The following is an 11,660-nucleotide window of genomic DNA, read 5'->3' on the forward strand; positions in this document are numbered from 1 at the left end:
ACGATGCAGCAGTATTATTTTGACAATCAAGGACGTTTTGTGATTGAGAATTATGCGCAGGCCAAGCCCTTTTCCAGTTTTCTACCCGGTATTGCTGGGGTTCAGGGGATTCCTCTGTGGGCGTATTATGTTAATCGTGGGCAAGGAATCGCAAGCTTTGGTGTAGAGGATAAGAATGGAGCAATCATGGAGTTTTTTCCGGCCAACCGCAGCTATAGTCTTGTGCCGATACATGGCTTTCGAACGTTTTTAAAGGTGAAGATGCAGGGGAAGTGGAGCTATGTGGAGCCATTTTCGGCTGTGCATCCTGTGGAGCGTGAACAGCAAAAAATGCTGATATCCCGCCACATGCTCGAAATACACAGCTCTAATCCAGACACAGGGCTTGAGGTACGTGTGCAATATTTCACGCTTCCTCATGAAAGTTACGCTGCTTTGGTGCGCAAGGTGGAGATTGTCAATCATTCCGCTCAAGAGCTTGAACTGGAGGTGCTGGACGGCATGCCTGCCGTGCTGCCCTTCGGTATTGATAATGCGGCATACAAGGAGCTTGGACATACACTGAAAAGCTGGATGGATGTGTATAATCTCAACAATAGCATTCCTTACTATAAGGTACGTGGAAGTACAGCGGATACAAGTGAGATTCATCAAATTGAAGCGGGACATTTTATGTACAGCTTTGTGGAGGAGGAGGGCAAGACCAGGCTATTGAGTCCAATTGTCGATCCGTCCGTAATCTTTGGTGAAAATACGGCACTGACCTTCCCGGATCGCTTTATCCATTCACGCGTCGAAGACTTGGTTTCACAGCAGCCTGTGACGACGAATAAAGTGCCTTGTGGGTTTAGCGGCTACACAGCACGACTAGCGGCAGGTACTGCCGTCAATCACTGTACGATCATCGGGCATGTGAATGATATTCACTCTATCAATGAACGGATTACGGAAATTGCAACCATGTCTTATATTGAGCGGAAGGCGGAGGAAGCCAAAGCGTTGATCGAAGAGTTGACGGATGAAATGGCAACGCGGACATCCATTCCGTTATTTGACGAATACTGCCGTCAGAACTATCTGGATAACCTGTTACGCGGTGGTTATCCATTGCTGCTGGACAACGGCACCGAGCAACCATTTGTATATCATGTATTTTCGCGCAAGCATGGGGATCTGGAACGGGACTATAATTTCTTTAAGCTCCAGGCGGGATATTATTCTCAAGGAAATGGTAATTTTCGAGATGCGAACCAGAACCGGAGAAATGATGTGTGGTTTAACCCCAGCATAGGAGATTTCAATATCCGTTTGTTTATGAGCCTGATTCAGCCAGACGGCTATAATCCGCTTGTTGTAAAGGGGTGTAGCTTTCAAATACGAGAGCTGGAACCGTTGCTAGGACAGGTGGAGGTGGCAGATCATTCGTCTTTGCGTGCTTTTTTCCAATCGTCGTTCACCCCGGGTGAGCTGATTCAACATATCATTCATGACAACATCGCGCTAAAGCAAACGGTTGAGACGTTTGTAACCGAAGCTCTCAAGCATTCCGAACAATGCTATGAGGCTGATTTTGGTGAAGGTTTTTGGATCGACCATTGGACTTATAACATGGATCTCATCGAAAGTTATCTAAGTATTTATCCGGACAAACAAGAGGAACTCTTGCTCGCGACCCGAGAGTACATGTATTACGACAGTCCGGCATGGGTACAGCCACGTCGAAACAAATACGTGCAGATGAAGGACGGACGTATCCGTCAGTACGGGGCGGTCGTAGAGAGCAAGGAGAAAGAAGCTCAGCTGCACGCCCGGGATCGCGATGTTCATTGGGTTCGAACCGAACATGGAAGCGGAGAGATTTATAAGTCCAATTTATATGAAAAGCTGCTGTCATTGGCAGCCATCAAGCTGTCCACGCTGGACCCGGAGGGCTTGGGAATTGAGATGGAGGCGGGCAAGCCGGGATGGAATGATTCCATGAACGGACTTCCGGGGCTGTTTGCTTCTGGATTCAGTGAACTGTGTGAATTACAGCGACTCGTAAGATTTTTAATACATGCACAGGTGAAGCTTTTGGGCGATTCTGTGCTACGGTTGCCGCGAGAAGTTGCTAAGTTAATCCAACAGCTGAGGCTCACAATGGAGGAATACTACCACGCTTCTGATGAGGCTGATTACAGGAATGAAAGCAAGGATTACAGCTTCTGGTCACGAATTTCCGATGCTAGAGAAGCGTATCGAGAAACAGTTCGTTTTGGATTTGAAGGGGTAGAAACACCACTAGCGTTTGATGATGTGCTGGTGTTTTTGCGCCAGGCTGAACGTAAGCTCCAACAGGGGATGGATAAGGCTCTGCTTATCGGTGAGGGGATATACCCAACCTTCTTTTATTATGAAGCCAGAGAATTCGAGGTACAGGAGGATGACTGCGAAGACAAGCTCGTAAACATACATTCCTTCGAACGTAAGGATACACCATATTTTCTGGAGGGACCGACCCGGGCTATGAAAGTGGTTGGTGACATTGTAAATGGGCAGAAGCTGTATCGGCAAATCAGGCAGAGTGGACTTTACGACGGGAAGCTGGGCATGTATAAGGTGAATGAAAGTCTGGCGGGGCAGCCATTCGAACTCGGTCGTTCCAGAGCTTTTACACCGGGTTGGCTGGAAAATGAATCTATATTTATGCATATGGAATACAAATATTTACTTGAATGCTTAAGGGCGGGTCTATACACTGAATTTTTTTCAGACATTAAAAAAGCGTTACCGCCTTTTATGGACCCAGAGGTCTACGGAAGAAGCACGCTGGAGAACAGCTCCTTTATTGCTAGTATTGCTAATCCTGATGCAAGTTTGCATGGAACGGGATATATTGCGAGGCTGAGCGGATCTACGGCAGAATTTATTCATATGTGGATATGGATGATGACCGGCGGGCAACCGTTTGGCTATGATCATAGGGGCCTATCCTTGAGACTGGAGCCCAAGCTGCCAGGCTGGCTGTTCACAGCTACAGGTGAGCTATCTTTCTGTTTTCTCGGAAGCTGCCAGGTGACTTATTTTAATACGGATCGCAAGGATACTTATGCACCGGAATGCATAGTGACCCAGTATGTACTGCATTACGCCAGTGGCGAAAAGAAGACGATAAGCCAGGCTGTATTAGATCAAAAAGAGGCGCAAGATGTGAGAGAGCGGTTGATTTCCCGTATCGAGGTATATTTGGGGAAATAGCTCCATTAATTAAAGCCGTCATGCTGCAATAACAGAGCATGACGGCTTTTTAAGACTTCATAAATCCTTGTGCCAGGCAGGGGGGGGGCTATGCTGAAATATCTTGCAACTCCAATATCACAGGACAGTGGTCACTGCCTGTAATATGACAATCAATGCTCGCATCCATCAATAGCGGACGAAGTCTCTCCGAGACGAGGAAGTAATCAATCCGCCAGCCGATATTCCTTTCTCTCACCTTTAGCATGTAGGACCACCAGGAATAAACATCCGTCCGGTCAGGATAAAAGTATCTGAAGGTATCTATAAATCCGGCGTCTAGCAGCTGTGACATGCGTTCCCGTTCCTCAGGCGTAAATCCGGCATTTCCGTAGTTAGCTTTGGCATTTTTGAGGTCGATCTCCTGATGAGCTACGTTCAAGTCTCCACAAACGATGACAGGCTTCAAAGCATCCAGTTGTTGCAGGTAGCTGCGAAAACGGTCTTCCCATTCCAGTCTGTAGGGCAGTCGGGATAAGTCCCGTTTGGTATTTGGTGTGTACACATTGACGAGATAAAATTTTTCGAATTCCAAAGTAATGGTTCGGCCCTCCGGTTCTTCATTTTCTTCAAGTCCATAATGCACAGAGAGCGGCTTGATTTTGGTGAAAATAGCCGTGCCGGAATATCCTTTTTTCTCAGCATAATTCCAGTATTGTGTGTATTCCTCCATGTTCTCCATGAGGATTTGACCTTCTTGAAGCTTCGTTTCCTGTACGCAAAAAATATCGGCATTTGTTTCTTTTAGATAAGTATAAAACCCTTTGGTCACACAGGCTCTTAAGCCATTTACATTCCAAGATATTAATTTCATTTGATTAATCTCCTTGCTAATTCACGCGGTCAAGCGATGTGATTTGTATATCCTTTGTTGACATAAGTTTATAAATGTCTTCTATCTGGACTTCATAGGTCTTTTCATCAAAATGGTCCTGACCAAACATATAATCGTTTATTTCTATTGCCTTAAGGTTTTGTTTGGTATTCATAGTCGAAGGGAAGTATTCGATATCTAATGAGGCTTTATTTCCGGCCAACACTGTCTTGAGAACTTTCGCGGTTTGTAATACTCGTTCTTTTTCCAAGGGCAATCCTGAGTCAGTTAGATCCTCGAATACAATTATACGAATATACTGATCGCCGAACGCTTTGGGATTCAGTTTAAAATCGTCGTATTCTTTGATCATTTTATCCGTGTTACCTCTCCCAAAGGGCGTTAAGATAATTTTCTCTAAATGGGACATCCTCATAAGGACGCTTAGTCATGTTAAAGAGGACGGAAGGATGACGATTAGAGATCACCTCCATGGTATATTCAGTAGAGGGAATACTATGATAGCTAATATTTTGAATTTGAAAGTCCTCTCCATATTTCTGCTCCAGATATTGCTCTGATTCTGCGGCTACGTTGCGTTTATTTTCACCTGTTTGTGTAAAAGGCTCGATAATATCTACGTATTTCATTGTGACTGCAAGAAGTAGAAGTGTAGCTCCCAAAGCGAGACTGAGTAAAGTGCGCCATTTGGATGGCAAGGATACACCTGTCGGTGCTCTCTCCGCATGGTGTGGAATTTGAAAAGATCGTACTGTAAAAACAATGCCTAAAATGTGAAAAAAAATGGCCAACGGTCCCGAGATAATAAGCAGGTATCCGAGTGAAAACATTGTAAAATAGATCAGAATTCCCTGTGTGATGATAAGAGCCGCTCCTCCAATCATATAGGAAGGAATGGCGAGATAAAACATACCCAATCCAGTACCTAATATAGAAAGCAAAGTGGCAAGAAAACGATGAATTTCCCGCGACTTTTGGAGGTTATTCGTAATCAAGGGAGTCAGTCTACCTCCTTTACTTAAAAATGGTGCAACATGATAGATGATAGCAATTTCTGCGTTTTTTTGAAAGAGTAGAGACTTGAAACCAGCGCCTAAAGTAGCGTTGGGCAGACTACTCTTTCTACATTATTTATAATGAAAAAAAGCTCCCTTGCGGAAGCTTTTTTTGGTGTAATATATCAGGAGAGAACTCTCCTATGGTCGACTGCGAAGTATAGGCTAACGATGCCGATGGCCCGACGTTCCCCCGTGGTTTATCTCATGAGAACAAAAAAAGCCTCCATTATGGAAGCTTCTTGTTATGACGTCCCAGGAGGGATTCGAACCCCCGACCGACGGCTTAGAAGGCCGTTGCTCTATCCAGCTGAGCTACTGGGACATAAAATTCAAGCGAATATTAATATATCATATGGATAAAAGAAATTCAAGTCTTATTTTGCATATATCGCTTATTTAAGCTTTATACAGCATAAATTCTGAGTAGACGTAGTTTTTTTTGCCTTATAAAAGGGTATGTTAGAATACAGGTGAATATGTGTAAGACGAGTGGTTGGACTTCGGCTACTGTTTCTCATATAATCTACAAATACTTGAGCTTGCGAAGGAGAGGGGGTGCCTTGAATAAAGGACTCCAAGGTGACGACAAAAGAAAATAATATTGTATTGTTTCCGAAGACACTGGACTATTATCAAATTCAACTTACTGTGATGCTTGAAAACGAACGTTACGGAGAGGCGATGGCGATGCTGCGTTTTTTAATGCAGTGTCAGGGACAGGAGCAGAAGCAGTACGATGAATGGAACGCTCTATTACAATGGCTGGAAGCTGCATTTCCACAGTACGCTGACAGTGGGGCGGTAACGGACGCTGTGGAAGAAGAAGTCAGTGAAGTAGAGTTAGCTCGCCGTCATGCACGCTTTAAGCAGGAGCAGGATGCAGGCTACGGCAACAAGCTATTGCGGATGGCTATGGATGAACCCTTATCCGAACAGACGATTTTAGCATTGGAGCAGTTGTCCTATCTGGAACTCCCAGAAATCGACGATGCCTTGCTTCGCTGGATTACGGAACGGGAAATCCATCCTTTACTTCAATTCCGTGTTCTACAGACCATGCGACGACGCGGAACGGAAGGGACGATAGAAATCAGACGGGGTGATGAACAAGCGGAAATCGACATTGAAACGGTTCCGTTACAGCCAGGTGATTTTCCAGAGTCGATTATGCGTATTTTGGAACGGGTGGCCGATCAGACTGAGGTGCACGAGCCTACACTATTCTATTTTGCACAGGAGCTGTGGTCACAGTTTGTGATGGCAGTATACGGTACGAAAGATTATAGATCAATGTTGGTGGAAGAGGACGGAATGCCGGATATTTGGGCTGCAGCACTCCACCAGACAGTTTCGGAAAGTTTGAACGGAAATAATAATGAGGAAGAAACCCGTGCTATATATGGCATTACAGATGCGTTGCGTTTCCGTTTTGAGCAGGCGTATCGCTCGATGCGACTATTCGTAGCGGCGGGAATGAACACTCCTTAATGACCGGAAACGTTTACCTGTGAAGCATTCAAAGGGCTGCTCTTGAAAAAGACAGTAATGTTAGATATACTATAGTGGTTATTTTGTGTGCGTTGATTGTAATGAAAACTAAGTGAAGATTTTGTTGGAGGGGAAAGCATAAAATGAAAGCAACTTGGGAGAAAATAGAGAAGAACCTTGGGGTTCTTGAAGTTGAGGTTGACGCGGATCGTGTAGCCGCTGCACTCGACAAAGCTTTTAATAAAGTGGCAAAACAAGTAAGTGTACCAGGATTCCGTAAAGGTAAAGTACCACGTCCTATCTTTGAAAAACGCTATGGTATTGAAAGTCTGTACCAGGATGCAATTGACATCCTGTTGCCAGAAGCTTACAGCCAAGCTGTAGAGCAAACGGACATCTTCCCGGTTGACAGCCCTGACGTTGAAATTGATCAATTTGCTAAAGGCGAATCTTTCAAGTTCAAAGCGAAGGTTACTGTTAAACCTGAAGTGACTTTGGGCGATTACAAAGGCGTAGAAGTGCCTGTAAGCAAACTCGAAGTAAGCGACGAAGAATTGGCTCAAGAACTGGAGCGCCTGCAACAACGTCATGCTGAATTGGTTGTCGTTGATGAAGATGCTGCTCAATCCGGTGATACAGCTATTATTGACTTCGACGGTTCCGTGGACGGTGTGCCGTTCGAAGGCGGACAAGCTGAGAAGTATTCTTTGGAACTGGGCTCTAACACATTTATCCCTGGTTTTGAAGAGCAAGTGGTTGGTTTGCACACTGGCGATTCCAAGGACGTTGAAGTAACGTTCCCTGAGAACTACCATTCTGCTGACCTCGCTGGCAAACAAGCGGTATTCAAAGTGAAAGTTCACGAACTGAAACGCAAAGTTCTTCCTGAACTGGACGATGAATTTGCTAAAGATGTAAGCGAATTTGACACACTGGCTGAATTCAAGGAAGACTTGAAAAAGCAATTGTTGGATCGTAAGGAAAACGAAGCTAAAGCAGCCCGTGAGGGTGCTGTAGTGGAGAAAGTTGCTGAGAATGCAACAATCGACATTCCTGAAGCAATGGTGAAGAGCGAAGTGCAAAACATGGTTCGCGATTTCGACAACCGTTTGCGTAGCCAAGGTATGAACCTTGAAATGTTCCTCGGATTCTCTGGTCAAAGCAAGGAAGACCTGGAAGAGCAAATGAAAGCTGATGCTGAGAAGCGCGTACGTAACAATCTCGTGCTGGAGCAAGTGGCTAAAGCAGAAAACATCGAAGTTTCCGAAGCGGAAATTGATGAAGAACTGAAAAACATGGCTGAAGCTTACAAACGTTCAGTTGAGGAAATCCGCAGCATTCTGGAAGGTAACGGCTCGTTCGCTAACCTGAAAGAAGAAATTTCACTGCGCAAAACAATTGCTTTGTTGGTGGAAAACAGCAAAGAAGTAGAAGCGCCAGTTGAAGCTGCTGAATAATTCAGACGATAAATATACGGAGTATGCTGTAACAAGCTGCAACGTAGCAATTAGATAGGGATAAGGCACGTAGTGAAAGTTACGTGCCTTATTTTTACCTTTGGTAACCCAAATTTTAGTCGTTTATGGAAAGTGCTGTGAGTCGTGTTTTCTTGTTTTACATAAGTCACTACCGTATATTTGCACATACATACGAAACATGGTTAAATATGAGAAGGTCTCGGCAGAGTGTACTTTAAACAGCCCGCACTGCATATATGAGCGCATGCAAATATGACACGAGACTCTGAACATGTTAAAATATTTTGTAAGGTGTTCACGTTTCATGCTTGCTGCTTCCGTTTTAATGGGACATAAGGAAGCGGATGAATACAGGTGTTCATTTTAATAAAGAAAAGAGGTTGGTCGTGATGAGTCTCGTCCCTATGGTTGTGGAACAAACGAATCGAGGAGAACGATCTTACGATATTTACTCGCGGTTGCTTAAGGATCGTATTATTTTCCTAAGTGGCCCGATTGATGACGATGTCGCCAATCTCGTCATTGCACAGCTATTGTTCCTTTCTGCGGAAGATCCAGAGAAGGATATTAATTTGTACATTAACTCGCCAGGCGGTTCTGTAACTGCGGGCATGGGTATATATGATACAATGCAATTCATTAAGCCGGACGTATCGACGATCTGTGTAGGCATGGCTGCAAGTATGGGTTCGTTGCTGCTAACAGCGGGTGCACCAGGCAAGAGATACGCACTTACCAACAGTGAAGTCATGATCCATCAGCCGCTCGGTGGCATTCAGGGGCAAGCCTCCGATATGCTGATTCATGCGGACTGGATTATCAAAACACGTGCTAAGCTGAATCAAATCTATGTAGAGCGTACGGGTCAGCCCCTCGAAAAAATCGAACGTGATACTGACCGGGATTTCTTCATGGAAGCGGAAGAGGCAAAAGCATACGGTATCATTGACCAGGTGCTGTCTAAACCGATTAATCTGTAAAGGGGTGGCTCTATGTTTAAATTTAATGATGAAAAAGGACAATTGAAATGTTCTTTCTGCGGTAAATCTCAGGATCAGGTTCGCAAGCTTGTTGCTGGACCGGGCGTATATATATGTGACGAATGCATTGAGTTATGCACGGAGATTGTAGAAGAGGAATTGGGTCATGAAGAAGAAGTAGATCTGAAAGACATTCCGAAACCAATGCAAATCCGTGACATTCTGGACCAATATGTCATTGGTCAGGATCAAGCGAAAAAATCGTTGTCTGTAGCGGTATATAATCACTACAAACGTATTAATACTCAAAACAAAATTGATGATGTGGAACTGCAAAAAAGTAACATTTTGATGCTTGGACCTACAGGTTCGGGTAAAACGTTGCTTGCGCAAACCATGGCTAAAATTTTGAACGTTCCTTTTGCTATCGCAGATGCCACTTCCCTTACGGAAGCAGGTTATGTGGGTGAAGACGTTGAAAATATTTTGCTGAAACTGATTCAAGCTGCTGATTATGATGTGGAAAAAGCCGAACGCGGCATTATCTACATTGACGAAATTGATAAAGTAGCCCGCAAATCCGAAAACCCGTCCATTACGCGTGACGTATCGGGTGAAGGTGTACAGCAGGCGTTGCTTAAAATTTTGGAAGGCACGGTTGCTTCTGTACCTCCGCAAGGCGGTCGCAAGCATCCACATCAAGAGTTCATTCAAATTGACACCACGAATATCCTGTTCATTTGCGGTGGTGCCTTTGATGGTCTGGAGCAAATGATTAAACGCCGTATCGGTAAAAAGGTCATCGGCTTTAACGCTACTAGCGAACAAAAAGATCTGAAACCAGGCGAATATACTTCAATGGTATTGCCTGAGGATCTTTTGAAATTCGGTCTGATTCCGGAGTTTGTAGGACGTTTGCCGGTTATTTCTACGCTGGAGCCGCTTGATGAGAACACATTGGTTCGTATTTTGTCTGAGCCGAAAAATGCGTTAGTCAAGCAGTATCAGAAGATGCTTGAACTGGATAATGTTACTTTGGAGTTTAAGCAAGATGCTCTGGAAGCCATTGCCCGTGAAGCCATCAAGCGTAACACGGGTGCCCGTGGTCTTCGTGCGATCATTGAAGGCATTATGCTGGATGTGATGTATGAGGTTCCTTCCCGTGATGATATCACTACTTGCGTCATCAATGAGCAGGTTGTAAAAGATAAAATCGCACCGGAACTCGGTGGTACAGATAAGGATAAAAAACAAGAAGAGAGCGCCTAAGGATTGATACTTCGCGATCTCTAAAACATGAGAAGCCGGATCTCCACTTCACTAAACCTGTATGAGGTTTTAAGGGGTGGAGGTTTGGCGTTAATGGGAGAGAAAAGTACATGTTCTTAAGACAAGACACACGTCCCGTAAAAGTCGGGAATCTGACGATTGGCGGCAGCAATGAAGTCATCATCCAAAGCATGTGTACAACCAAAACAGCAGATGTGGAAGCAACTGTAGCCGAGATTCTTCGTTTGGAAGAAGCCGGATGTCAACTGGTGCGGGTTACCGTCAACAATGAGGAAGCTGCCGCAGCCATTAAGGAAATAAAAAAACGGATTCATATTCCGCTGGTTGCAGATATTCACTTTAATCACAAGCTGGCTCTACTGGCAATTGAAAATGGAATTGATAAGGTTCGCATTAATCCAGGTAACATTGGACGACGTGAAAAAGTGGAAGCTGTCGTTAAGGCATGTAAGGAAAAAGGGATTCCAATTCGGATTGGTGTGAACGCCGGGTCGTTGGAACAGCATTTACTTGATAAGTATGGCTACCCTACGCCAGAAGCGATGGTAGAAAGCGCACTGTATCATATCGGGATACTGGAAGAGCTTGATTTCCATGACATTATCGTGTCATTGAAGGCGTCTGATGTTCCTATGGCGATTGCCGCTTACACGAAGGCAGCTGAAATTATTAAATATCCGCTCCATCTGGGTATTACCGAAGCTGGGACGCTCTTTACGGGTACGGTTAAAAGCGCGGCAGGTATGGGCGCTTTGCTGGCATCAGGCATCGGCTCCACAATGCGTATTTCGCTCAGCGCCGATCCGGTGGAAGAAGTGAAGGTAGCACGTGAGTTGCTCAAGACGTTTGGATTGATCACAAACGCAGCTACACTGATTTCTTGTCCGACTTGCGGACGTCTGGATATTGATCTGTTCTCTATTGCTAACGAGGTAGAAGACTACATTGCAAAACTCAAGGTACCGATTAAAGTATCAGTACTGGGTTGTGCAGTGAATGGCCCGGGTGAAGCGAAGGAAGCTGATATCGGAATTGCCGGAGCGCGCGGTGAAGGCCTTTTGTTCCGTTATGGAAAAATGATTCGCAAAGTACCTGAGGCTGATATGGTCGAGGAATTGAAAAAAGAAATTGATATCATCGTCAAGGCATATGAGGAAACAGGGAAAATCCCTGGACGTGAAGAACGTCATACCGCCGAGAAGGTGTAGGCAAAAGCAGTTATTATAAAGAGGCATAGTCATAATCTATTGTCATC

The 11,660-nt window shown here is 44.7% G+C and carries 9 protein-coding genes and 1 tRNA gene; 6 read left to right on the forward strand and 4 right to left on the reverse strand.

Annotated features, from left to right (window positions below; all coding sequences use genetic code 11):
* The first annotated feature begins 3 nt into the window (after nt 1–3).
* Nucleotides 4–3,237, forward strand: coding sequence for a cellobiose phosphorylase (locus NSQ58_RS08435; RefSeq protein ID WP_341057183.1), 3,234 nt, complete (start codon nt 4–6; stop codon nt 3,235–3,237).
* An 88-nt stretch (nt 3,238–3,325) separates the two neighbouring features.
* Here the strand turns inward: NSQ58_RS08435 and NSQ58_RS08440 are convergent, their stop codons facing one another.
* The 4 genes from NSQ58_RS08440 to NSQ58_RS08455 form a co-directional block, all read right to left on the reverse strand.
* The gene (locus NSQ58_RS08440; RefSeq protein ID WP_023989976.1) at nt 3,326–4,090 is read right to left on the reverse strand and encodes an exodeoxyribonuclease III; all 765 of its coding nucleotides are present in this window, start codon (nt 4,088–4,090) and stop codon (nt 3,326–3,328) included.
* Between the two features lie 16 nt (nt 4,091–4,106).
* Nucleotides 4,107–4,463, reverse strand: a complete 357-nt coding sequence (locus tag NSQ58_RS08445) for a hypothetical protein (protein ID WP_341057188.1) — start codon at nt 4,461–4,463, stop codon at nt 4,107–4,109.
* 10 nt (nt 4,464–4,473) lie between these two features.
* On the reverse strand, nt 4,474–5,106 hold the full coding sequence (locus NSQ58_RS08450) for a hypothetical protein (protein ID WP_028541568.1): 633 nt from the start codon (nt 5,104–5,106) through the stop codon (nt 4,474–4,476).
* Between the two features lie 311 nt (nt 5,107–5,417).
* Nucleotides 5,418–5,491, reverse strand: a tRNA-Arg gene (locus NSQ58_RS08455).
* Between the two features lie 257 nt (nt 5,492–5,748).
* Between NSQ58_RS08455 and NSQ58_RS08460 the strand changes: the two genes are divergently transcribed.
* From NSQ58_RS08460 to ispG, 5 genes are all read left to right on the forward strand, one after another.
* The gene (locus tag NSQ58_RS08460; protein WP_023989974.1) at nt 5,749–6,657 is read left to right on the forward strand and encodes a hypothetical protein; all 909 of its coding nucleotides are present in this window, start codon (nt 5,749–5,751) and stop codon (nt 6,655–6,657) included.
* A 143-nt stretch (nt 6,658–6,800) separates the two neighbouring features.
* Nucleotides 6,801–8,114, forward strand: a complete 1,314-nt coding sequence (gene tig / locus NSQ58_RS08465; protein ID WP_028541569.1) for a trigger factor — start codon at nt 6,801–6,803, stop codon at nt 8,112–8,114.
* Between the two features lie 410 nt (nt 8,115–8,524).
* Nucleotides 8,525–9,115, forward strand: coding sequence for an ATP-dependent Clp endopeptidase proteolytic subunit ClpP (clpP, locus tag NSQ58_RS08470; protein ID WP_016324659.1), 591 nt, complete (start codon nt 8,525–8,527; stop codon nt 9,113–9,115).
* Nucleotides 9,116–9,127: 12 nt separating this feature from the next.
* Entirely contained in the window at nt 9,128–10,384 is a 1,257-nt protein-coding gene (gene clpX, locus NSQ58_RS08475) for an ATP-dependent protease ATP-binding subunit ClpX (RefSeq protein ID WP_023989972.1), read from the forward strand.
* A gap of 110 nt (nt 10,385–10,494) precedes the next feature.
* The gene (gene ispG, locus NSQ58_RS08480) at nt 10,495–11,613 is read left to right on the forward strand and encodes a flavodoxin-dependent (E)-4-hydroxy-3-methylbut-2-enyl-diphosphate synthase (RefSeq protein WP_023989971.1); all 1,119 of its coding nucleotides are present in this window, start codon (nt 10,495–10,497) and stop codon (nt 11,611–11,613) included.
* Nucleotides 11,614–11,660 lie beyond the last annotated feature (47 nt).

The organism is Paenibacillus sp. FSL M7-0134 (genome assembly GCF_038007865.1).
GTDB lineage: Bacteria > Bacillota > Bacilli > Paenibacillales > Paenibacillaceae > Paenibacillus > Paenibacillus polymyxa_B.